This is a genomic window from Rhodococcus yunnanensis NBRC 103083, from assembly GCF_001895005.1.
GTDB classification, from domain to species: Bacteria; Actinomycetota; Actinomycetes; order Mycobacteriales; family Mycobacteriaceae; genus Rhodococcoides; species Rhodococcoides yunnanense.
In genome coordinates this window covers 140,021-163,706 of the sequence record NZ_BCXH01000010.1, presented here as the reverse complement: position 1 = coordinate 163,706, position 23,686 = coordinate 140,021, and the positions used below count along the sequence as shown (strand labels likewise).

Here is a 23,686-nt window from a genome sequence, read left to right as displayed (position 1 = left end):
TCCGAGGTGATGGTAAGCCGTACCGCGTGATCGGTTTGTCGGCAGCAAAAGGCGCAGCGAATCCCTCCCCCTCCGTTCGGTTGCCGGTGCGATCTTCAGATTCGCCGCACCGCTCACGACCCCGCCACGAAGACGGGGGCGATCAACTCCATCTGCTCGATGACGAGCTTGATGGCCTCGGGCTGCTTGTCCGGCGGGTAGCCGTGCCGCGTGAGGAGCCTTTTGATCTGTGAGCGCAGTTTTGCCTTGACGTCCGCTCGAATCGTCCAGTCCGTCTTTGCATCTCGTTTCATGACGCCGACGAGGTCACGTGCGATATCGGCGAGCTTGCCTTCGCCCTGGATATCGACGGCCGACTGGTTCTGCGAAACGGCGTCGTAGAAGGACAGCTCGTCGCTCGTCAGAGGCGGCGTGAATTTGGCGCCGCGATCGGCCTCCGCTGCGACCTCCTCGGCCATCTCCACTAACGCGGCGATGACCTCGGCCGAGGTGAGCTGGCTGTTCGTGTACTTCAGCATGAGCTCGGAGAGACGATCGGAGAACGCGCGCTGACGGACGACGTTGTGCTTGGTAGCGGCCTTGGACTCGTCGTTGATGAGCTTCCGCAGTGCCTCGATGGCCAGGTTCGGATTCTTGGCTTCCTGTGCCTTCTTGATGAAGTCGACGTTGATGTCGCTGAGCGACGGCTTCGGCATGCCCGCTGCGGCGTAGATGTCCAGGACTTCGCCGGATTCGACGGATGCCGCGATCAACTGACGCAATGCACGTTGGACGTCCTCAGGCACTGCCTCGCCGCGGCTTTGACGCTCCTCCGCGTCGAACTTGGCCATGTAGACGCGTACTTCCTCGAAGAATCGCGCGACGGGCGCAACGTCTCGAAGATCCTCTGTGCTGCCACATATTGCCCATACGCGCGACAGCTGCGACGAGAACTTGCGGTAGCGAGCCGCCAGCGTTTCCTCCCCCTCGCCTACCCGATTCTCGGGAAGGCGTGGATCACGGAGGTAGTTCACGGTCGCAGTTGCAGCGTCGTAGTACGCACGGCCGGTCTTGGCAGCACTCAGCTCGGCCCGCCAGTCGAATCCATGCAGCAGACCCTCGATGATGGATACCAAGTCCTTCGCCGCATCGATTGCGGCCGAGATGTCACGGCCGATCGGCTTCGACTTCTGGTCCTGCGCAGTGTATTCCGCCAGTGCCTTCGCAAGATTGTCGGCGACGGGAGCATAGGCGACGAGCAGGCCGTCTTGCTTGCCGCGGAAGGTGCGGTTGACTCGCGCGAGCGCCTGCATCAGCAGCGCGCCCTTGAGCGGGCGGTCCAAGTACATGGTGTGCAGCGGCGGCGAGTCGAACCCGGTGAGCATCATGTCCTTGACGATCACGAGTTCGAGTTCGTCGTCGGGATTCTTGATGCGTTTCTTGACCGTTGCGTTGGCCGAGTCGCGCCGCACATGGAGACTGATCGGTTCCTCATCGGTCGCGTCCCCGGAGTAGACGACCTTGATCTTGCCCTTGGCCAGGTCGTCGGAATGCCAATCAGGACGAAGAGCAATGATGTGGGAGTACAGGTTTGCGCAAATTTCACGGGTCGCGCCGACGACCATCGCCTTGCCCGGCGTGTCCGGGTGCTCGTCGGTGCTGAGGAACGCAGTCATGGCCTTTCGGCGACCTTCCCAGTGCTCGACGAGATCGGACGCAAGTTTCTTCAAGCGGTCAGGGTTGCCGTAGACGGCATTGATGACCGCGACGCTGTCCTCGATGCGCTTGCGCTCGGTGTCGTCCAGACCGACGGTCGCCTCATCGGCCGATGCGTCGAGGTCGGACTCGCTGATGCCTTCGGCGAAGGAGACCTTGACCAGTCGGCTCTCGAAGTAGACGGGAACCGTCGCACCGTCTTCCACGGCGCGAGTGAGGTCGTAGATGTCGATGTAATCGCCGAAGACGTCTTGAGTATTTCTGTCGTCGAACGAGATCGGCGTACCGGTGAATGCGATCAAAGTGGCATGAGGAAGCGCATCCCGCAGGTGTCGTGCGTATCCATCGAGGTTGTCGTAGTGGCTTCGGTGCGCCTCGTCGACGACGACGATGATGTTTCGACGCGCCGAGAGCAGCGGGTGGCTCTCTCCGGACTCACGCTCGCCCTTGGTCTTTCCGAACTTCTGGAGGGTAGTGAAGTAGATTCCACCGGTGTTGCGTCCGGACAACTCCGCGCGCAGTTCTTCGCGCCTACGGATTTGCTTGGGCTCCCCTGGGAGTAGCCGCGAACGGGCGAACGTCTCGTACAGCTGGCCGTCGAGCTCGTTGCGGTCTGTGATGACGACGATGGTGGGGTTGGCGAGCTTGGGGTGCCGAAGCACCTGGTTGGTGTACAGCTCCATTTCCATGGACTTGCCCGACCCCTGCGTGTGCCATACGACACCGGCTTTGCCGTTGCTTTCGACGGCAAGGACGGTCGAGCCCACGGCCTTGTTGACGGCAAAGTATTGGTGTGGCTTCGCAATACGCTTGACCAGGCCGGTGTCACCCTTGTCGAACGCGGTGAAGTCACGCATCAACTGCAGGAATCGTTCCTGGTTGTAGAGCCCGAACAACGCTGTTCCGAGTGGGGTGTTGTCGGCGTTGTCGTAGCTGACGGGCTTACCGTCGTCGTCCACGTTCCAAGGCGAGAAGTGATTGAACGCGGTGAAGGGAGTTCCGTACCTCGTTGCGATGCCGTCGGACACCAGGCTGAACACGGCGAACCTGAAAGCCAGAGGAAACTCACGTACATACGTGCGCAACTGAGCATGGGCCTGGCTGAGATTCGTGTTCGCGCTGCCGGCCTTCTTCAGTTCGATCACGCTGACCGGCATGCCGTTGAGGAACAGCACGATATCGAACCGACGCTTGAAGTCTCCGCGGACGAGAGTCACCTGATTGACTGCAAGCCAATCGTTTTCGTCAGGGTCCATGGACGACAGGCGAATGGTCGGAGTGACGGAGGCACCCGAGTCATCGACGTAGGAGACTTTGCGCAGGCCCTCGGTCAGGTACTCGTGCACCACCTGATTCTCGGAGATCGCGTCGGTCGATCCGGCGGTGGCGACGATGGATACGGCGTCCTCGACGGCCGATGACGGCAAGTGCGGGTTGAATTTCGCAATAGCAGCGCGCAGACGCGGGCGGATGAGCAGTTCGTCCCACCCGGTGCGCTCACCAGTTCCGGGTGCGATGCCGGCGCCGTCGACATGACGCCACCCGAGTTCGCCGAGGTTGTCCAGAGCCATGTGCTCCCAGTCGTCCTCGGACGGTCCGTACGAGTTCATCGCTGCTCCCATGTTGTCCAACATAAACGGTAACGGTCGGTCGGTGCTGAAACTTCTTCGTCAGCCGAAGGTTATAGGGCCTCGGCATGACTCAGGTCTGTTGCGTTGATAACAGAGGTTATCAAGATGCAGATGTGTCTTGCGGAGTCTTGGTTGCAGCATAGCTTTCAGCCATTGCAGAGCAAGGAGAAGCGGATGACCGAACCGAACGCCTCAGCAGTACAACCTGATTCACCTGCCGGACCGACCTCGACCTCGTGTCGGACGATCGTCGTCGCCGTGGGCGCGGTGGCGCTGGCGGTCATTGCCTCAGTCGTCGTTGTCGCCGTCATGGCGTTCACGGCGAACCGCGAACCCGAGACGTTCGAGGTCCTGGGCGCGATCACGCTCGAGGACAGCATCACGACCTACGGATTGCCTGACGGGTTCGAGTGCGCCGGCAAGGGCGGATACAAGGACATCGGCCCAGGTACTGCTGTGACGGTGGCCGACGAAACCGGCACGTTGTTGGCCAAAGGTGTTATCGCGACGAGTTACGGCGGCTCGAACGGCTGCTGGTTGGACTTCACCGTGTCGGGCGTCCCACGTGGAAAGGCCTTCTACAAAGTGGAAGTCAGTCATCGCGGCGAGCTCACTTACACCGAGTCCGAAGCCCAATCGGGCCTTGTCTTTTCACTCGGCTGACACCCATTCCAATCTTCTGAAAGAGAGAGAACATGACCACCAAGCCTGTTGCGCCTGAATCAAAGAAGTCGAAGAAGTGGCCGTGGATCGGCATTCCGGCAGTTTTGATCGCGTTCGGCGTTCTTGCGAATCTCGCAGATCACGAACCGAGGACCCAAGAGCCGGCGCGTGCGGTCGTTACCGAGGAAGCCCCTGTCGATGTCCCCGCGGCACTGCCGGGCCTCGGTGCGCCCGTACGTGACGGCAAGTTCGAATTCACTGTGACGGATGTGGTCTCCGGGCTCGACGAGGTCGGCGACAACCCGTATCTGATCGAGAAGGCTCAGGGGCAGTTCACCGTCGTCACCGTCTCCGTCCTCAATACCTCGAACGAGCCGAAGGGCCTCAGCCCAAACGCTCAGGAGATGTACGACGCCGAGGGGCGAAAATTCAGCGCGGATACCTCAGCTGCGATCGGCCTCGATACCGACGTCGCGATCTGGGACGAGATCAACCCTGGCAACAGTGTCAGCATGAAGGTCGTCTTCGACATGCCGGTGGGTGCTGTTCCGGCCGAAATCGACCTGCATGATTCCATGTTCTCCGGTGGGACTCGTGTCGCGCTGCGATGATCTGATCATCCCTCGTGGAACTTTCATGATTGCGGACTGGGGTTTCGAGGACGACGAGTCTTTCCTCATGGTCAAAGGTATGAAGGAGTGGATGGTAGACGGTGAGCCCAGGGAAATTCCGCCCGGTGATCCGGCGATGTTGGTGGATAAACGGACCGGTGAGATCTCATATGTTGCGCACATTGTGAACTTGGATGGATTTCGCGAGATGAGTCCTGTCGGGCCGGTTCCGACCGATCGAAGATAGGGAGACGAGAGGATGGGGCGCGCGCAGCTACATACCGGGAACCCGTCAGCGTCGGGTCCACGGGCCACTAAGGCTTCTCGCGACCGATTCCTGGATCCCCGGCTGAAATCGAGTCCATGCACCTGGTGTGGTGGAAAGAGCACTTCGAAATCGGCGGCGCGTCGTTGCAAACGGTGTCGGAAGCTCGAACTGATCATCGAGAGCGCCTCCAGGTTCATGTCCGCAAACGGGCTGCGCGGGCTGGATAGATCGACAGCGGGTGGTTCTGGCGTCGAGCAGAAACATCGTTCGGAGGCCGCGAGAGCGAAGAAGACTGTGAACGGGATCAAGCGGGAGCGGTTGTCGAAGAGTGCAGCGACGAAGGCTCGGCGGAATGTCGCTGTGGATCCAATCGTGAAGATCACCAAGCAGATCTCCGATCTCCAACTTGCACTGACCAGGGTAGAACGGAAGATCACTGACCTGGAAGCGTCGGAACCAGGCACTGTCCGCGATCGCCAGCTCGACGTCTTACGTAGCCGACGCGCAGGATTCGAGCTCGGAATCGCACGTAGACGAGCGAAGCTTTGAAAGTTGTTCTGTTCGTTTAGCTAGCTCGCCGGCGTATCAACTTTCGAAGTTGTTCTGTACATTTAGTCGGCATGCAGGTGCTACAACTTCCGCGGGTGGGCCGCAATGCCTCGCGGTAGGCCTAGTCGCGAGTCGATCTACAAGCAGTTTGCCGAGGCGCTGAGTGAACTGCAGCGCTTCGGCGGCATGCCGCTGCCCGCCGAATCGACTGCCATCTGGGACGACATTTGGCACCTCGAGGCTCACAACTCCACCGCGATCGAAGGCAACACTCTTGTCCTGCGGGAGGTCGAAGCTCTGCTCGATCGACGTAAGGCTGTCGGAGCCAAGGATCTGAAGGACTACATGGAGGTCCTCGGGTACGGCGAAGCCGCGCAGTGGGTCTATGCCCAGGCCACTGCACCGGACGGTTACACCGGCGACGGACTTGTGACCATCACCGAGGTTCGATCCGTGCATCAACAGGTCATGCAGCGGGTGTGGGATGTCGCTCCTCATCCCGACGCCACGCGGGATGAGGGCCCCGGCAGTTTCCGGCGACACGACATCCGTGCGTTCGACGGTGGAATGAGGCCTCCTCCCTGGGTAGAGGTGCCTGAGCGATTGTCGACGTGGGTCGATGACGTCAACGTCTTTGCAGCTCAGTTGTCGTCGTTGGCCTCGGGTGGGTTGGATCCGCGAGACATTCCCGTTCGACTAGCTGCGATTCATTGCGAGTTTGAGCGGATACACCCGTTCCTCGATGGCAACGGCAGAACGGGGAGGTTGCTGCTCAACCTGATTCTCGTTCGCCTCGGCTTCCCGCCTGCGATCGTGTTCAAGCGCGACCGAGTGAAGTATCTCGACGCCTTGGACCACGCCGACAAGGGCGAGTTCGGCCCGTTGGCCGAACTCCTGGCCCGATCGGTGATCGACAATCTGCACAGGTTCGTGGTGCCGTCGTTTGCTGGGCCCGCCCGTCTTGTTCCGTTGCAGGCCTTGGCTACGCCGGTGATCAGCTACAACGCGCTGAGGCAGGCAGCGCGACGTGGACGGCTTGACGCGCACCAGGGATCGGACGGGGCATGGCGCTCGAGTCGCAAATCAGTCGATGCGTATCTTCAACAGCGGTATTCGCGAGAGTGAGCGAACGAAGCTCACGGACTGTAACGGTAGACGCCCGCCGGACGGTAGAGACGGCGTGAAGTTGCCAATCGCCGCCATTGCTGTGTTCGCTGGGCTGTTCGTATTGTCGGGATGTGCAGGCGCCGAGGACATTTCCGCGGATACATCGCCCACTGCGTCGGTGTCGGCGCCGACGCCAGTGACCACGTCTGTTCCGCCGTCAATACTGCCGACGACAGCGGTGCCGCCGGCACCGGTGACAACTACGGTTGAACCCGTCGAGACATACGTGGAACCGGCGCCGGTGTACGAGGAGCCGTACATTGTCGAATGCCAGCACGGCGGAGGCCTCGGCCCGATCGCGACGAGTTGGTCGGATGGATCAGAGACGGGTTGGTCGGCATACTGCCAGTCCGTCCACGATCAGGCGTTGCAGTCCGAAGTCGAAGCCAGCACTCCGACGTGCGAGACCGATGTGTGCGTGCACCCGAACGGTGCGACCGTCCCGAACCCGAATTACCGGGTGGTGCAGACACCTTCACCCTGGGTTCAGGGACAGATCGACTGGCAGAACTGCCTCGGCGCTGGCAACACCCGAGAGTTCTGCCGCGCAACTCTGAACTAGTGGCAGGTCCCCGATAGCCGGACCACGCTGTTCTATGGCGTGTTTCATAGAAGGTGATGTGGCGAGACTATAGGAAAACCGCAATGTGGAAGCGCACCCGCCTGGTACGTCAACACCAGTTTGTCGTACCGGGTAGCAAGTCGTCGCCACTTTTGGCTGAACCTGTCGGCCCACAAGGCCATAATTGTCGAATGGCGCGAAGCGGACACTACGTAACGATCGGACTGGCAATCGTTGCGGCCGATGCAGCAGTCTGGGGCGTGATCGTTCGACGCGACGACGTGCCACTGTGGTCAACGTCAACCTACGTCGCGATTGCAGTGGCAATCGTCGCCCTGGCTCTCACGGTTTGGGGAGTCGCTAAGTCGAAACCAGAATCCAACGAACACTTCTCACAGCGACAGGAACTGTCAGGTAAAGCCCGGGGATATCAGGCAGGCCGAGACCTCACCATCGAGCGCGAAGACAGGCAGGAATCGTGAGATTTTGGCTGAGTCGAAAGCGTGACGCCAGTCTTGCAATGCGCGGTCAGGATGGCGCGACGCTCAATCAAGCTGGCCGTGACGTAAACGTCAGCATCTCGCAGATGGCAGACCCGGCGACGATAAAAGCCACTGTCCTCAGCATGATTTACGAGTACGACAACAACGTCATCCGAGAACGCGAGGAGACTCAAAAGAAAATGGTTGGATTTCTTGTCGAGTCATTTCACGACCGACAGGTTCCGCTTAGCCAACTCAGCATACCCGAGAAAAATGCAATCTTCCTGAACGCTGTACAGCAGCAAGCAGCCGGCGGCGACGTCACGACAGCGCAGATGCTCACCGACCTTGTGGTGACAGCGGCTGACTCAGCAACTAAGTCGTTCCTGTCCTGCGTGGTCAGTGACGCGGTACCGATTGTCCCCAGACTACCCAAAGCGCATCTCTCCACTCTTGCAGTCCTTTTCGCGATCCAGGGCTACGCCGGCATTCGACAGTATTCGACGATCGAAGGCGCGCTCCAAGACTGGTCCGAGGGTCTGCCAGAACTCATCAACGACCTGACGCGCCGAGACGCCGCGATACTTCATCTCGGCTCCCTTGGCTTGGTGACGATCGTCCCAATCCCCTTGCCAATTGCTGGGTCGTTCACCAAATCCTGGCCGGGACTGTTCACCCGTGGTTTCATGCTTGATGAGATGAAGCCGCCGCTCACCGAGTTCAGCGCCGAGTACCTTCTCGCACCACACCCTATCTTCGACGACAAATTCGTGGTGCGAAAGGGCTACGAATACTGGAGTGTCGACGATGCGTTCCCGCCTTGGAGTCAGGCTGTCGCAGCAGAATTGAAGCGGCTCGTCGACTTGCACCGGATGACAGATGAGGAAGCGAGTGTTCAGTTGCTGAAGGCTGGGCCTTGTATGGCATCACTCTTGGTCCTGGAGGGGTCCGCTTTCGGAATGGCCGTTTTGACCCCCCTCGGAAAGGCGATTGGCCATGCCAGGTTGCAAGCGGCCCGAACTAGCCCGATGCCGACTCTCGACTACTGGATCGACGACGAATAGCCTGTCGCTTTGACAGGTGCGCTGCGCTGCGCTGTAAAAGACAACCGACACGCTCAAGACGTTACAACCATCTTTGGCTGAGTCTGTGGCATGGAGAGCAAGCTACGTTGGGGCTTGCGATCAGGCCGACCGTGCCGCCCGGTGAACAGAAAGCCGATGTGGCTAGGAGATCACGTTGACGCCGTCGCAGGCAACCGCGCGCTTGCTAAGTCGACTACTGGCCAATGGCTGGTTCCATTTGCGACGCAATTGAGTCCCACAGCTGCCGCATAAGGGCAGTGGCCGGCGGTGCGATTTGAGAACCAGCGGCACGCATACTCCATCGCGTACAAACATCGTGCTGTAACACTTCCTCCATTAACTCAAACCCGTTCTCCCACTGAGTTAAATCGATACTTTCGAAGTCGGGCGGGCCCTCATCCGTTACTTCGCGGGCATACGCCCCGACGACTGGCAGGCGCTTGGTGGTGTCGCGAACTGTCACCCCTTCCTCGAAGACTCGGGCGTCCATCTTCACGAAACCTTCTTCGTACAACTTATGCACGAGATAGAGTGCGCTTTCAACGAAGTCGACGATTCGCGCCAGCACATCGACTGCGCCGAAATATCGCTGTTCGTAGGTTGCGCCTTTGACGTCTTCTTGTGCGTTCGAATGCACCACGTCTCCGTACAGCCATGAGTACATGAGGTCCCGGTCGGTGACCATGCCTTCGTCGGTCTGAATCGCGAGAGCTTGCGCATTGTCAGTTCCGCGCAGCACCAGTTGGTTCCACTCGCCCAGCCAGGTGGTCAACGGTTCGAACTCATCGGGGAGTTTCGTTGTCTTGATGATAGTTCTCAAAGCGTCGATGACCTTCTTGAAGGCAATCGTTTCACTGCCGAGCATGAGCGGTCGAACGCGGGCAGCCAGCGATTCCATCGTTTCCTCATCGGGGTAGCGCCGAACCATCTCGTAAGAAACTGCTCCCGTTTTGTGGGTCTTGGTTATCTCGATGGTCATGTCGCCCTTGTATCGAGTGTGCAACAGCGCTCGATTCTCGCCCTGCATTAGGGAGTGTGCGCATATGCGTCGCGCGCGGAGAACGAAGGATTCGATGGTCTGCACGGGCGGGAGGTTGGCCACTCGGACAGCATATTGGCGGCAATCGGCATATGTCTGCACAACCAACAGAGCGGAGTTGTGCCTGGTCAGGCGGCGCAAGGGTACGAAGCTCGGGTGAGTACTTGACTGCGGTCGTCGTCGATCGGTTTCGATGCTATCTCTGGCTTGCGGCCGGATGACCGAGAACTCGATGGAGAGCGCAGGAGACGAGACCGTTCTCGAATGCGTCCAGTAAAGCGCCCTCGCTGAAGCGATCCGCTCGGATCATGACCGTGAGATATTTCAGAGCATCGTCTGGTGTCGCCGTGTTGATCTCTCGGACGTTGCCCTCCTGAACAACTTCTTTCCCGCGCCAACGGGGCCAGTCGAACTGGATGACGAGGTTCTTGGCGTACATGAACTCGAGAAACTCCTGAACAAGAGATCCGTAGTCCACGTAGCCGACGTGGGTACTGCCGTCCGCAAGCGGCTCCGGCAGTACCCACGATCCAATCGCGTCGGGGTTGGCGTCGAGTCGGTCTGCAAGACTGCGCAGGGCGGACCTGTCCTCTTCCGAGAGCTCAGCCAAGGGATTGTCTTCAGTCATTCCCTGCCTTCCGTTCATTGCTTGCGGTGAGATACATTGCTGATCAGCGGAATTGACTTGACAGTCACTTGCTCGGTGAACGTGTACGCGGTTTTACTACAAGAACTCGGTCTCAAGCGACCAGAGGTCGATCGCTCGGTCCGCTGGGATGCTCGGCAATCCAGATGAGCTTGTGGACACCCAGCGATGGGAACCACTTCCGGCGCCAATGGCCTCGAACCAACCATCGGTGATCGAGCACGCGTTGCCCGGCGTTCGTTTCCGAGAGGCCAGCTCGTGGCGAGATCGTCAGTACTTGAACCTCATCGCGAGACTGAGCGCCATGGATTGGCTCCGGCGGCGCAGTCGACGGTTCCGCAACGACCGCGCTTCTTTCGATCATCTGTTGTTCGCGAAAAAGGTGGACGAAGGCGAGGAACAGCGGAACGACCGATGACTCTGAGCCGTTGGTCTTCGTGACAACGGGCGGGCGATCGCTGTGATCTGCGCTGAGGTGCAGCGTCGCCGTTGCGGACTTGATCGCATTGGCTTTCTTGCCGTCCAGGACCTTCTGAGCGAGATACCGCGCAGAGGTCAGTGCTATGTCGATATTGTCTCCGTGGCTGGTCCAACTCAATAGAAACTCTGGTTTGTCCTCGTCGTTCCAGACGAGCGCCACCCCGTCATGGGACGGGAGATCCGCGACTGCAACGGGTGCGCCGTGCATGTCGTTTTCCGAGGCGGCTCCGAGCAGGCTCGCGGTCTCCGACGGCATGCTGTAGAAACGCCTGGTTCTCGCAACTTTCCGAATGATGTGAGCGGCTTCGACACAACCGCGCACCTCTCCGATTCCGAGCGCCAAGCCAGCAATGAAGTCATCCAGCGCAGAGCCGCGTGAGTAGATTCCATGTGCCTTGGCAGCCTGGGTGAGCAGTGGCCGCACGAGCCCAGTAGTGCGGAAGACATCGGCTTCCAGCCTCAGGTCGATAACAGGCCCGAGTATGTCGACCACGTGCTCGGCGCGGATCGCCAGCCCGTCGATGACCCTTGGTAGTCCACGGGCGGTCAATGCCAGAGGCCCGAGGTGCGCGAGATCCGGCAGTTCAGTCGCTTTGCCAGTCTTCAATTCCAGGGCACGGATGAGGCGGGTGTCGACGGTATGCTCGATGCCACGGTGAGCGGCGAATGCCAATTGGATGCGAATGATGTTCTTGCCTCGACGAAGACGGTCGAGGACAGTGCTGTCGCCGATGAGCCACTTCAGTTTTTCGGGCGTGAATCGGATGCCGGGTACGGACACCGCTCCCCGGCACATTGCGGCGAAGTGGGCCTCGTCGTTTGTGAGGCCGCCACGCAACCACGCAATCCGGTCGTCGTCGGTGAAGCCGTACTTCTCCCAGCTGTCGTCAGTGCGGAGGATCGCTCTCTTCCTCCTCATTCCAAGCAAGGCATCAGGATGTAGTGAAGCCGGGAGATCGTTTCCGGGCTTCGGTTTTGCTGTCGCTCAATGGTCCTCGCTGTACTCGATATCTGTCCACAGATCGAGCATCGCGTCGATCTGGCGGCGCCGTAGGTATTGCCTGTCGTAGTCGACCTGGTCGTTCACCGAAGCAAGCGCAGCCTTGAGGTCGGCAAGTGTGTGCTCTTCATCGGAAAGTTTCGTGTGGATATAGTAGTACGTCCGTGTGAGTCGCCCGAGGTCTTCGGTGAAGCTATGAACAACTCGCCCAGGCTCGGTCAATTTGGAGGTCGCGCGCATCTGGCCGTTTCTTGTTCCGTTGATCACGATCACGTGGGACCCCTCCGGGTAGGTCCCTTCGCTCGCGCTGGTGGGATCAGTGTCCTGATCCCACCAGAACATCTTGATATCGAACCAGTACTGATCTTCCTCCTCCGCGCAGTCGTACTGCTCGGCCAGTTCTTCTTGCTTGTGCAATGCTTCCTCGGACGGGTCACCGGCTAGGCCGATCGGAGCTATATACAGCGACGTTGCTCGCGACCAGGGTGTTTCGGTCTCTTCGGGGTCGTCGTCATCGTCTGCCTCTGGGTCACCTTCGGGTTCCTCGTTACTGTTGTCGTCGGCCTTGTACTGCTTGATGAGCTCTTCCAGCTGTTTGATGGTCAGTGGGCTGCCCGCACGGGTTTTCCAATCGATGAGAGCTGCCCGCGCCTCCTCTATCGTTTCGTCGTTGTCCGTCAGCATGATCGACTCGTACAAGCGGCTCGCCGAGGCGCCAGAAGCGTTGGCTGAGCCGACTGCGAGAAACGACGGATCGTCGGCGGAGGCACTGTCAGCGAGAATCATCTTCGCGTGAAGGTTGGCGAGTGAGTAGACCGTGACGCCGCTCTTGACCCACGCAAGCAGTACCCGGGGATCGGTGGACCCGGAACGAACCATCCGATCAGAGGCATCGACCATGATCGACGAGCCTGCCAACAGCGGAAGATGCTGCGCTGCTTGTGAACCAATGTAGGCGATGGCGGCGGTCAGCGTTCTCGAGTATGGCTTCAGTACAAGAGAGAGTTCATTCCAGGTTCGTCTACCTGCGATAAGTCGGCTGGTGCGGTCGTCGAGGCCAAGTTCAGGCACCAGTTTTCCTTACATTAGTGGGCAGATCGCCAACATGCTCCTCCGCATTTCCTACTGTAAGTCTCCCAGCGACTAGTTGCGGGAGCAATAGATCCCGGAGCTTCGACAGATGCTCCGATTCGACCTCCGCAAGCAACGACCTGCTCCACAGTGCGGACAGAAGTGGATCCCATCGGTCGATATCCGTCGATCTCGGTACCGGCACAGGGTCGTCAAGGTGTTTGCGCTGGATATGGCCCATCGTAGTGGCCTTGTCTGCTGCAATATCCTGGAATTGTCTTAACTTGTTATTGATGAGTTGGAAAATAAGCCAATTTGGAGTGTCGCCTATAGGTAACACCTTAAATATGTGTTGATTTATTATTGCATCGTCGCGATACCATCGATGGAGGGTGAGGGAACCTGACCAAGCAAATAGAATGTCCCCTTTTGTTGCGAGATGCTGTGGCGGAACGAGTGCATCACTCATAATTGTTGAAGGCCCGATTCCCGAGTTGAGTTCTGCGATTCGAACCACCACTCGGCCCGTGCCGCTTGCATTCCTTGTAAAGGCTTTTCCGTTAATGAATTCTGCCATTGACGACAACGGACGATGTTGGGAAAGTTCGGACATTGATCTAAATGCAAGCGCAGACAACATGTCTGAGTTCGCGATGATTTCAGAGTTGCATGCAATTTTTTGGTCGATTGCCCTTAGAACGCTGCAAATTCTCTCTTGGGTAGCAAGGTCAGGGATTGTAGGAAGCCCAAATCCTCTGACATCTGCGACGTTCAAATGGGCAACTGTGGACCCGCCTGACTTTTGTAGCAGTCGCGTTTGTTGATCAGGAGACCGAAGGAGATAGTAAAGGTACGTAGATGTAATTTGACCGCGATCAGGTCGTAAAAGGACGGTTCTCTGACCCGGCGCAATGTTCTCACTCATTGGAATCTGAATGATTGGTCCGACAGGTGCTTCGCGTGCGAGCAGCAGGTCGCCATATTCTGGCCTTAGTCGTCGGGTCCACTGCTCGAACGTCGCCGCTGATATCCTGCGCGCACCCTTGTAGTCTATGTATCCGGTTCGCATTGCCGGTGTGCCTACAGCATAATAGTCTCCGATCGGATCGATCGGTGCTGATTTGTGCTCGCAGTCAACGATTGCTGAACAAACATCGCCAAGTGTCTTGCGAGAAGTCATCGTACGCGGGCCATCTGCTCGCGAATAACTGCTTGTAGGCGGTCAGACTCTTCGAACTGCCGATACAATACTGAGGTGATCTGATCGATCTTGTCGCTTATTGGAATCCCATCATCCTCGACCTCGACGGACTGCACAAAGCGACCAGGGCTCAAAACATAGCTCGCCGCTTTGATTTCATCTAGGCTGGCCGAGTAGCAAAGGCCCGGTTCATCCGAATAGTCCGTATCCGTTGCCGATTTTGTACCCCTCCAGGCGTGAAAGATTCTGCCAATCTTCGCTATATCCTCATCACTCAATGCCCGCTCAGCCCGGTCGACCATGTAGCCCATATTTCGGGCGTCGATGAACAGCACCTGACCCTGTCGGTCGATCGACCCCTTGGGCCCGGCGGTCTTATCTTTCGCAAAGAACCAGACACAGACCGGGATTCCGGTGCTGCGGAATAGCTGGGTCGGCAGTGCGATCATGCAGGACACCAGGTCTGCCTCGACCAACTGAGCACGGATGTCGCCCTCGCCGCCGGAGTTGGAGGACATGGAACCGTTCGCCATAACTACACCCGCACTACCGCGCTCGGCGAGCTTCGAGATGATGTGCTGGATCCACGCATAGTTCGCATTGCCGGCAGGCGGTACGCCGAACTTCCACCGCTTGTCGTCCTCACGCCGCGACCAGTCCTTGATGTTGAACGGCGGGTTCGCAAGGACGAAGTCCGCCTTCAGGTCTGGGTGCTTGTCGTGAGCGAAGGTGTCTTCCCACCGATCCCCGAGGTTGCCGGTGACACCGTGGATCGCGAGGTTCATCTTCGCCATCTGCCACGTGCGCTGGTTAGCTTCCTGGCCATAGACCGCAGCGTCAGCGGTGTTCCCACCGTGGTTCTCGATGAACTTTTCGGTCTGAACGAACATTCCACCCGAACCACAGCATGGGTCGTAGACTCGGCCGCTGTATGGTTCGAGTACCTCGACCAGCACGCGGACAACGCTTGCGGGCGTGTAGAACTCGCCGCCGCGCTTGCCCTCTGCGCGAGCAAACTTTTCGAGGAAATATTCGTACACCTCGCCAAGGAGGTCTCGGGCCTTCGTCGATCCATGCCCGGTGAAGCGGGTATCGGTGAGCAAGTCGATCAGCTCGCCGAGCCTGCGTTGATCGATACTGTCGTCGTTGAACACAACGGGCAGCGTTCCGGTCAGCGTCGAGTTGGAGGCCATGATCGACACCATTGCCGCATTGATCAACTCGCCGGTCGACTTTCCGGCCGTACCCACAACCTCCTGAATGCCTTTCGCGTTCTCCGCGAGGTACTTCCAGCGGGCCGTCTCGGGAACCCAGAAGACGCTGTTGCCGAGGTACTCGTCTTCGTCGTCGATCAGGTCGCCGATCTGGTCCTCGGTCATCCCGTCGGCAACGAGCTCCGCACGGATCCGCTCACGACGCTCGTCGAAGGCGTCGGACACGTATTTGAGGAACACCAACCCGAGGATGACGTCCTTGTACTGCGACGCGTCCATCGAACCGCGGAGTTTGTCCGCAGCCTTCCAGAGTGTGTCCTTCAGTTCCTTCATGGTCGACGGCGTGGTGACCGTCACCGCCCGTTTCCTAGGAGGCATTCTGTGCAGACCTTTCTTGTGGAGCCCGTGAACCATCGCTGACGGTGAGCACGCCGTGCGCCAATCCGTCGACGAGAGTGCTTGTTAATTGTTCGATTTCGGCCAGTAATTGCGCGGCGGTCGCACGATGTCGTCGCAACGAATCGACGGCATCGATCGTCGCCGCAGCTGTCTCTGGTGGAACGCGAGGTACTTCCCAGCGTTTCCATGTGGCGCTGGATCTGATGGCACGCGGTGGGCGTGAGCCGAGGCCGGATGCATTCAGGTGACCTGCGATGACGTCGGGAATCAGGCCCGAGGAGGTCGCGTCGGCGATCCTGATGATTCGCGCTGGAAAGACGGCGACCGAGGAACCGTCGTGATCGACGACCGCACCGAAGCGCGCGCCCGAGGTGAACACGATGTCGCCGGGTTCGGTGTAGCGGGCGCTGGGATACGCCGCGGTGAACAGCAAGCGATCGACTCCACGTTGTCCGATCCCAATCTGACCGAGCACTTCTTCGAGTCCGATCACACGGACTGCTCCCCCGGCGAGAATGTGTCCGGGCTCGATCCTGTGACCACCCAGCACTTTCAGCTCACCGGACGCAGCGAGTTGACCGAGGGTGGGCAGCAAAGAGCCGTCTGCGGCTCGATACTCGACCGGTAGACGGACGTCGCGGCGCAATTCGAGCTGAGTGTGTTGAATTGCATCCGAGCGCGTGAGGATCTCGGCAGCGAGATCGGCACCGATACGTCGAACACGAGGCCGCTTGATCCGTGTTGGAGTGAGTCCGCGCTTGTCCTCCGCCAACAGCACCGACGTCTTGGTGAGAACGCCGAACTGGAAAGCGTGAGCACGAATGCTGTTCCAATCACCCATCGCAGCAACGACATCGGAGACCAATCCGTCGGTAGTCGCGTCATCGAGTTCGCGTGATCCGACATCCACGATCACCGACCACCGATCGGCCGGCCGCACTGCCTCGGACGCGGGGCCCAGGACCCAGAGTGCCAGCGATGTTCCAGGGCTGGCCGGCATGAGGCCTTCCGGCAGCCGAATCGCAGCGCGCACGCGATCGGACCGCAGGATGTCCGAGCGTAGGCGTGCGGCCTCAGGGTCCGGCTGCGCATCGAGCAGTGCCGAGGCAGGGGCCAATACAACGGCGACATGGTCGTCGGACATCTGGACGGCAATGTCGTCGATCTCGGACAGTATCTGTGCATCGGTGTGACCGAGCGATGATGCCGACGGGTATTGGATGACGAACGCCGACGGACCCGACAACTCGAAGCCGGTTCCGAAGCCGCCGCGTGGCGGACTCGCGCGCGCCCAACCGTGGACGGCGAGACGCCGACGCGCCAAACGTGAGGTACGTGAACCGGTTTCATTGCACATGGACGTCGGTTCCGAGTACTCGGGAAGGCCGGCGCGGACAGCGACCAGCAAATCGCTGGTGCCGGCGGTGGGGTCGACGTAGACGTGGTGGTCGGGGTCGGTGAGCGCCGCGGTGATCGCGGCGCACAGCGTCAGGCACTGCGGGGAGACTCGGCCACCGGAATCGCTACTGATCGTCGAGCGGTTCCGTTGAGCCACAAGTGATTCGAACGCGAACTTCGGTTCGTATGCGGAATCTGCCAGGAGATCGGTGTACTCGGCAAACTTAGTGAGGCCGTCTCCGAGCGTCTCGATCTCCGAGTAGAGAAACTCGTCGTCGGGATCGGTTTCGTCGGCCTCGTCGAGGAGCTCGGCGGATGAATACTCGCTCAGCTGACCGCCGAGATACCACTTCAAGCAGAGGAGTGCGGTGATGCCGTCGAACACGATGTCTTCGTCGAACTCGTCGCCCGTGTTCAGGGCCGCATGCAGGGCAAGGCTCTCGTCGAGCGCGTCGTTGTTGCCGAGGTTTCTGCTCTCGATCCAGCGGACCACCTCGTCACCGTCGTAGTGGCGTTGCCGGCCACGTATCTGGGAGGGGGCAGGAAAGGGGCGGTCACTGCCGGTGTAGCGGCGTGTCCACATTGTCACTACCGGGCGCTGGACCTGGGCCAAGGCGGCGATGTCGGACATCGTGAGAAGAGTGTTGACTCGCTGAACCACGATGTCGCACCTCCTCGGTAGTGTTGTCCTTCGGACGCGTCGGTCCAGCCCTTGAAAACTACCGCATGGAATGCTTCATTGGCACCAAAGAGGTGATAACTCGGGTTATCAACTGATCACTTCCAATCTCTACCGCTCTGGCTGATGCTTTGTTCATTCCACAGCCAACCGAGGAGGCCACAGTGCTCGCAGCTCTTCATATTCGTAGGAACGACGTCGGGCCCGATGCCGACTTGGAAGTAGCCCTGGCGTGGGCCTGCGAAAGCGGAACGCAAGCAAAGGTTTTCACGAGTCGGGTCGGTGACGGGAAATATGCTGCCGCACTGGACGCCTTCGAGCACTTTTTGCTCGTCGTCGATCAGCCGAGTGTCCTGTACATCGCGGACACCACGTTCCGGCGTGAAATCGCGGCAGTTGCGGAATCGTTTCCCGGACTCGGCGTCGCTGCAGTCGCACGAGGTCCGCTGCTCGACCTGGTCGGGACGGCACTCGAGGCCCTGGACGACTACACCCGCTTCGCTCACCGCCGGGCGTGGACCGAAGAACTGGCCAGACGGGAGGCACTCCCCGAGTTGACCGTGGCAACCGACGCATCCAAGGCGACACGCAGGAGCGGTGTCGGAGTGGGGTGCGTCAGCGCAGAAGGCGCGTTTGCCAGTAAGGCATATCCCGACGTCGAAACCGTCCTCGTCGGCGAGCTTCTCGCGATCGCCCTGGCGATCAAGACATTCCCCGACCGTCGTCTCCACATTCTGACCGACAGCAAGCCAGCACTGGCGTGCCTGGGGAAGTCGCGGGCGAGGTTGCTCGACACGCGGCGCGGTGACGTCGTCGAAATCGTCGATGTAGTTCACCGCCGCGCGGCAGGCCGCGACATCCGATACAGCTGGGTTCGCGGGCACGCCGGCCACGAACTGAACGAGCTTGCCGATCGCCTCGCAGTGGCAGCGCGTCGCAACGAGGAAGCGGGCGTCAGTTCCAGCGTCAAGGATCAGATCAACCGAAACATCATGGGGCAGAGCAGCGCTCTTGCCCTATCCGCATAGGAAGCAGTTTCTTCCTGCTGTACCGGCTCACGATCAGACTCGATCGGAACCGTTCACTTCACTCGAAAGGCTCCACCATGTTCAAGAAGTCCCTCATCGCTGCTGCAGTTCTGGCCGGCACGGCTTTCGCCGGTACGGGTATCGCGTCCGCCGCTCCCGCAACATCGTTCGGCAACGGCACATGGGCTGTCGGCAGCGACATCGCCCCCGGCACCTACGTCTCCGCTGGATCCACGGACGAGTACGGCTGCTACTGGGAGCGTGCATCGAGTTTCGACGGTGATTTCGACTCGATCATCGCCAACGACTTCGTCAGCCCCGAGTCCGGTCAGGCTGTGGTGACCATCAAGGCCAGCGACGTCGCCTTCGTCTCCGATTACTGCGGGACATGGACGCTGAAGGCTCCGGCGCCCGCTCCGGCACCTGTCCCCGCGCCGCTTCCCGCTCCGGCACCGCTGCCGTGGACCGGATCCGCTGGGGTCTAGTCGGAACCGGCAGAGCGCCTGCAACGTTGGCGCTCTGCCGAGGCTGTGCCGGGACTGAGTTGCGAAGTTTGTCGGAGGCTACAACTAGTGTCCGGCGGGGGAATGAATTTCGACTGATTAGGGGTGGATCAGGTGTCGGAAAGAACGCCACGGGAGTGGTCGTATTGGACAGTCAACAAGCTGCAGATACTGAGCGACTATCTGCCGGCCTTCAACAAAGCCGCGAAGCGATCGGACGAGAGGCTCTATATCGATCTGATGGCAGGCCAGGCTGCGAACGTCGAGCGGTACACCGGTAAGCAGCTCGCGGGGTCACCTCGTCGCGCACTCGAGTCCGATCCGGGCTTCACGCATCATGCGTTCTGTGAACTCCCGAAAAACGCAGGTGCTCTGGAAGACAACCTCAGAAGAACATACCCGCACAAGACATTCGATGTGGTCCCCGGCGACTGCAATTCGACGATCGACTCGGTGCTTCGTAGGCTGAAGCCTGTGTCGTGGGCGCCTACGTTCGTGTTTGCAGACCAGCAGGCTGCCGAGATTCACTGGAGCACAATCGAAAAGGTGTCGCGGTTCAAACCGACGACCTCGAGAACCAAGGCTGAGATCTGGATGCTTGTCTCGCCAGCCATGGTCATCAAGGGTGCAACCGGTAGCGGTCATGTTCGCTTCCGTGAGCGCGTGTCTATGTCGTACGGGACAGAGGACTGGCTGCGGATCCAGCGAGCACGAGACAGAAAGACTATTTCGGGTTCTGAGTATCGCCGCGAAATGGTCAATCTCATTCGCAAGCAGCTCTCTGAGGACCTCGGCTACGCTGTCACACATTCCATTCCGATGACGATGCAGAACGAGACCGAGTTGTACTACATGGTCTTCGCGACTGATCACATCGCTGGCGACAACATCATGAGCTATTTGTACAACAAAGCCGCACAGCGTGAGCCGGGGATGATGAAACAGGCGCGCCAGCTGGCAGCAGAGGAGACGCGCATCGAGTCGGGGCAGCTGAGCTTTCTCGATGTCGAAATCCCGGATCCCGAGGTCAGTGGCGAGACGTTGTGGCGACCCGAACCCCACTGGGAGCCGTCGTCGCGACCATGGTGGTGACTACATTGCCAGTCGAGGCATTTCGTCCCACAGGCGGCCATCGAGCTGACGGCCGAGTTGCTTCGGAGTCCGTCCACCCCACTGTTTGAAGAAGAATGGGACATCGGCCTCGCGGCAGTCGTCACGCAGGACCCGAACCCAATTGATATCCATCACACGGTAATTGGGGCCGGACTCTCCACCCGCGATGACCCAGCCGATACCGCGCAGGTCGATTCCGCCGAGTGGACCGATGAGTGGTTCGCACGAAAGGAAGCGAACCGCCGCGGGGACGGACCGCAGGTGATCGACACGATCGAGCACGGACGAGTCCTCGACCGACACCCCCATCCAAACGTTCGACGGCCACTCCAACTTCTCAGCCATGCGCGATAACCGGAGTGATCGCTTGGTGAGGATCTGATAAGTGTGTTGAGGAGTCTCACGCATCACGTCGAAGACGTCCCGCACGAACGCAATTGGAACCTTGGCGTGGAAGAGGTCACTCATGGAATTGACGAAGACCACCCGAGGCGCACGCCATCGGCGAGGTTGGTCGAGCGCTGATTCGTGGGTGGTCACCCCGAACCCTGGTCCAGATGTGCGTGGGTCACCGTCGTTCTGATACTTCTCTGCGCCCATAGCCTTCAGTCGCTTGGACAGTGTCAGCGCGTAGCAATGGTCGCAGCCTGCGGAAACGCGGTCACATCCCGTGACCGGATTCCACGTCGCTTCGGTCCATTCGATCGACGACTTGTCGGCCACGTCACCCCCTGACGAACGTATGTTCGATTCACTCAATTGAACCACGTGCCGGTGAGTGTTGCCAGTGCGGCACGTGAGTCCGGTTCTCTTCTTACACGCCACTTGCAGAAGTCGAATCAAAGGGGGAAAGCATGACGCAATGTCCAGCCGTCGGGCAACAAGGAACGATGAAGTTCATCGACGGCTTCGAGGATTGGTATGTGATCTGTCCGCTGTGCGGTACGGCCTCGATGGGTGGAGGTCGGACGCTCGTCGATCACAAGGACAGGCGTGACCGCAGAACGGCTCCGCCACCCGTGCGCGCAAAGTAGCACTGGATGTGGGTTCTCATCCCATGTGGCGGCGCTTGTCAGGCTGACCAGCGGTGCGCCCCATGTCTCAGATGTAACGTCAATCGATTCGTTCTCATCGGATCTGGCGGATTTCCGCCTGCGGACGCATGGACACCTCGTGCAGATCTCCTCACTCGCCGGTATCGCGCCACCAGCGCCTGGCTTGGGCGCGTACGCGGCGACCAAATTCGCAGTGGAAGGGATTTCTGAAGCTTTATGGCGCCGCAGTGATCCCGCGGAGAACGATGTCCAATCCCGCGACGAACTGTTCCCTGTCGTCGTGGTCTCGGAGGTGTGCGGCCGCCTCGATGGTGGTGGGCTCGGGGTCGTCGGCCGTCCAATAGGACGCTAGAGCATCGAGGAACGCGCGCCGGCTCTCAGGATCGTGTGAACGCCGGGAGCGGCTAGCGATGTGTGCCGTGGAACCGAACAGGAAGCTCGACAGCGCCGAGCCGGCATTGGCGGCCGATGATCCGGTGAGCCCGATCTCGCGAAGCGCCACCGCGACGCCTTTCCAGATCCTCAGTACGGCCGGTTGCATCGAATCCCGGGCCAGCTGGGTACCGACCCAGTGATGGCGGTCGACCGCGTCGTAGACGCCGACCGCGAGGTGGCGGAGCGACGCGACCGGGTCGAGCTGCGCGGTGGCGGGCGTCGTCACGACCGCGATCACGTCGTCGGCGGCCGCGGCGAGCAGGTCGTCCATCCCGGATACGTGGTGATAGATCGCGCCCCGGCCGGTCGTGAAGTGCTCCGTGAGCGTCCGCATCGTGAGCGCGTGCTCGCCATCCGCATCGAGGATCTCGACAGCGGCGCTCACTATTCGCTGGCGGGATAGGCCATCGAGGCGCCTTGGTGTACGCGTCGGCTGGGAAGTCATGCCTTCATCTTGACATTTTTGGACTGCCGGTCCAAGCTGAAGCACACGCTTGGACCGATGGTCCAAAGGTTTGAGAGGATAGTCGAATGCCCCCACACGTCTCCGTCATTGGTGCCGGCCTCGGCGGGCTGGTCCTAGCCCGCGTGCTGTACCGGCACGGCGTCCCCGTAACCGTCTACGACCAGGACGCCTCACCCCGGTCACGAACCCAGGGCGGCCAGCTCGACCTACACGAACACAACGGCCAGCACGCGCTGCATCTTGCCGGCCTTGACGAGCAGTACCGCGCGATCCTGCACCGCGGCGGTGCGGCGCAACGGGTCTGCGATCGGCACGGACGCATTCTGGGCGAGGTTCCCGACGACGGCTCGATGGCCAAACCCGAGGCACTCCGAGGCGACATCCGACGAATCCTGCTCGAGTCATTACCCGACACGACGGTGCAGTGGGGCAAGAAGCTCACCAATGCGAGCACACTCGGTAACGGCAAGCACTGGTTGGCCTTCGCAGACGGATCAACAGCCACCACCGATCTGCTGGTCGGCGCCGACGGCACCTGGTCGAAAGTACGACCGTTGCTGTCGGACCAGACCCCGACCTACGCCGGCATGAGCAACGTCGACGTCTATCTGCACGACGTAGAGCGAAGGCATCCCGCCTCCGCTGCGTTGGTGGGCAATGGCGCGCTCTACGCGCTCGAACCACGCGGAGGTTTCCTCGCCCACCGCGAGGCGAACAACGTTATCCATACCTACGTCGTCATGACACGACCGCTCGCATGGTTCGACCGCATCGACTTCGCAGACGCCGATACCGCGCGCATCGCGATCGCCGCGCAGTTCGAGGGATGGGCGCCGGAGCTGACCGCCCTCATCGCCCACAGTGACACCGCTCCCGTCCTGCGCAGCATCCACCAACTGCCCGATCGGCACCGGTGGGGCCGGGTTCCCGGCGTCACGTTGCTCGGCGACGCCGCCCACGTGACAGTCCCCGGCGGTGAAGGTGCAAATACCGCAATGCTCGACGGAGCCGAACTGGCCGAGGCGATCGCCGCAACACCCGATGATCCCGAAACAGCGCTCGCCGCCTATGAGGCGGTGATGTTCGAACGTAGCCTCGCTGAGGCCACCGCCGCCCATGACACGGTGGAACTCATTTTTGGAAAGGGCGCTCCTCACGCACTTGCGCACCTCCTCAACAGCAGCAACAACAAACGAGATGCTCGCCAACCGAGCCTACGGTGAACGGAGCGGTGCTCGTCACCGTG

Annotated in this window: 21 protein-coding genes; 11 read left to right on the top strand and 10 right to left on the bottom strand. The window is 60.1% G+C overall.

Annotated elements, in window-relative coordinates:
* Positions 1 to 113: 113 nt before the first annotated feature.
* On the bottom strand, positions 114 to 3,317 hold the full coding sequence (locus RY1_RS17215) for a type I restriction endonuclease subunit R (protein ID WP_139279890.1): 3,204 nt from the start codon (positions 3,315 to 3,317) through the stop codon (positions 114 to 116).
* A gap of 183 nt (positions 3,318 to 3,500) precedes the next feature.
* Here RY1_RS17215 and RY1_RS17210 point away from each other — a divergent pair, with 183 nt between their 5' ends.
* The 7 genes from RY1_RS17210 (at position 3,501) to RY1_RS17175 (ending at position 8,692) form a co-directional block, all read left to right on the top strand.
* Positions 3,501 to 3,989 (top strand): hypothetical protein, encoded by a 489-nt coding sequence (locus tag RY1_RS17210; RefSeq protein WP_072805152.1) that lies wholly within the window; start codon positions 3,501 to 3,503, stop codon positions 3,987 to 3,989.
* Between the two features lie 32 nt (positions 3,990 to 4,021).
* Positions 4,022 to 4,600 (top strand): DUF4352 domain-containing protein, encoded by a 579-nt coding sequence (locus RY1_RS17205; RefSeq protein ID WP_072805151.1) that lies wholly within the window; start codon positions 4,022 to 4,024, stop codon positions 4,598 to 4,600.
* 640 nt (positions 4,601 to 5,240) lie between these two features.
* Positions 5,241 to 5,417, top strand: a complete 177-nt coding sequence (locus RY1_RS30000; protein WP_156376398.1) for a hypothetical protein — start codon at positions 5,241 to 5,243, stop codon at positions 5,415 to 5,417.
* A gap of 105 nt (positions 5,418 to 5,522) precedes the next feature.
* Complete coding sequence (locus tag RY1_RS17190; protein ID WP_072805146.1) at positions 5,523 to 6,542, top strand: Fic family protein; 1,020 nt, start codon at positions 5,523 to 5,525, stop codon at positions 6,540 to 6,542.
* A gap of 55 nt (positions 6,543 to 6,597) precedes the next feature.
* Positions 6,598 to 7,146 carry a hypothetical protein gene (locus RY1_RS29765; RefSeq protein WP_139279889.1) on the top strand — a complete coding sequence of 183 codons (549 nt, stop codon included), beginning with the start codon at positions 6,598 to 6,600 and terminating at the stop codon, positions 7,144 to 7,146.
* Positions 7,147 to 7,229: 83 nt separating this feature from the next.
* Entirely contained in the window at positions 7,230 to 7,628 is a 399-nt protein-coding gene (locus RY1_RS17180) for a hypothetical protein (protein ID WP_139279888.1), read from the top strand.
* On the top strand, positions 7,625 to 8,692 hold the full coding sequence (locus RY1_RS17175; RefSeq protein ID WP_139279887.1) for an LPO_1073/Vpar_1526 family protein: 1,068 nt from the start codon (positions 7,625 to 7,627) through the stop codon (positions 8,690 to 8,692). The genes RY1_RS17180 and RY1_RS17175 overlap by 4 nt, the downstream gene beginning before the upstream one ends.
* A gap of 214 nt (positions 8,693 to 8,906) precedes the next feature.
* Here the strand turns inward: RY1_RS17175 and RY1_RS17170 are convergent, their stop codons facing one another.
* The 7 genes from RY1_RS17170 to RY1_RS17140 all read right to left on the bottom strand — a co-directional run bounded on the left by RY1_RS17170 (position 8,907) and on the right by RY1_RS17140 (position 17,822).
* Positions 8,907 to 9,692 carry a hypothetical protein gene (locus RY1_RS17170; RefSeq protein WP_139279886.1) on the bottom strand — a complete coding sequence of 262 codons (786 nt, stop codon included), beginning with the start codon at positions 9,690 to 9,692 and terminating at the stop codon, positions 8,907 to 8,909.
* Between the two features lie 256 nt (positions 9,693 to 9,948).
* Positions 9,949 to 10,380: a DUF6508 domain-containing protein gene (locus RY1_RS17165; RefSeq protein ID WP_139279885.1), complete on the bottom strand. Its 432-nt coding sequence runs from the start codon at positions 10,378 to 10,380 to the stop codon at positions 9,949 to 9,951.
* 112 nt (positions 10,381 to 10,492) lie between these two features.
* Positions 10,493 to 11,797: a hypothetical protein gene (locus RY1_RS17160; RefSeq protein ID WP_072805136.1), complete on the bottom strand. Its 1,305-nt coding sequence runs from the start codon at positions 11,795 to 11,797 to the stop codon at positions 10,493 to 10,495.
* A gap of 66 nt (positions 11,798 to 11,863) precedes the next feature.
* Complete coding sequence (locus tag RY1_RS17155) at positions 11,864 to 12,664, bottom strand: hypothetical protein (RefSeq protein ID WP_139279884.1); 801 nt, start codon at positions 12,662 to 12,664, stop codon at positions 11,864 to 11,866.
* A gap of 277 nt (positions 12,665 to 12,941) precedes the next feature.
* Complete coding sequence (locus RY1_RS17150) at positions 12,942 to 14,018, bottom strand: restriction endonuclease subunit S (protein WP_072805132.1); 1,077 nt, start codon at positions 14,016 to 14,018, stop codon at positions 12,942 to 12,944.
* Positions 14,019 to 14,125: 107 nt separating this feature from the next.
* Complete coding sequence (locus RY1_RS17145) at positions 14,126 to 15,742, bottom strand: type I restriction-modification system subunit M (RefSeq protein ID WP_072805131.1); 1,617 nt, start codon at positions 15,740 to 15,742, stop codon at positions 14,126 to 14,128.
* Positions 15,732 to 17,822: a helix-turn-helix transcriptional regulator gene (locus RY1_RS17140; protein ID WP_084727486.1), complete on the bottom strand. Its 2,091-nt coding sequence runs from the start codon at positions 17,820 to 17,822 to the stop codon at positions 15,732 to 15,734. The genes RY1_RS17145 and RY1_RS17140 overlap by 11 nt, the downstream gene beginning before the upstream one ends.
* Positions 17,823 to 18,004: 182 nt before the next feature.
* Between RY1_RS17140 and RY1_RS17135 the strand changes: the two genes are divergently transcribed.
* The 3 genes from RY1_RS17135 (at position 18,005) to RY1_RS17125 (ending at position 20,463) form a co-directional block, all read left to right on the top strand.
* Positions 18,005 to 18,868 carry a ribonuclease H family protein gene (locus tag RY1_RS17135; protein ID WP_072805129.1) on the top strand — a complete coding sequence of 288 codons (864 nt, stop codon included), beginning with the start codon at positions 18,005 to 18,007 and terminating at the stop codon, positions 18,866 to 18,868.
* Between the two features lie 77 nt (positions 18,869 to 18,945).
* The gene (locus RY1_RS29995) at positions 18,946 to 19,353 is read left to right on the top strand and encodes an Rv1352/Rv1906c domain-containing protein (protein WP_072805127.1); all 408 of its coding nucleotides are present in this window, start codon (positions 18,946 to 18,948) and stop codon (positions 19,351 to 19,353) included.
* Between the two features lie 132 nt (positions 19,354 to 19,485).
* Positions 19,486 to 20,463 carry a three-Cys-motif partner protein TcmP gene (locus RY1_RS17125; protein WP_072805248.1) on the top strand — a complete coding sequence of 326 codons (978 nt, stop codon included), beginning with the start codon at positions 19,486 to 19,488 and terminating at the stop codon, positions 20,461 to 20,463.
* On the opposite strand, the gene RY1_RS17120 is transcribed toward RY1_RS17125, so the two are convergent.
* Complete coding sequence (locus RY1_RS17120; protein WP_072805125.1) at positions 20,464 to 21,207, bottom strand: DUF5131 family protein; 744 nt, start codon at positions 21,205 to 21,207, stop codon at positions 20,464 to 20,466. It lies immediately after the preceding gene.
* 546 nt (positions 21,208 to 21,753) lie between these two features.
* Positions 21,754 to 22,359: a TetR/AcrR family transcriptional regulator C-terminal domain-containing protein gene (locus RY1_RS17110; RefSeq protein WP_169914738.1), complete on the bottom strand. Its 606-nt coding sequence runs from the start codon at positions 22,357 to 22,359 to the stop codon at positions 21,754 to 21,756.
* Between the two features lie 146 nt (positions 22,360 to 22,505).
* On the opposite strand from RY1_RS17110, the gene RY1_RS17105 reads away from it, so the two are divergent.
* A complete protein-coding gene (locus RY1_RS17105; RefSeq protein ID WP_072805120.1) occupies positions 22,506 to 23,663 on the top strand; it encodes an FAD-dependent oxidoreductase in 1,158 nt (385 codons plus the stop codon).
* The last annotated feature ends 23 nt before the right edge of the window (positions 23,664 to 23,686 follow it).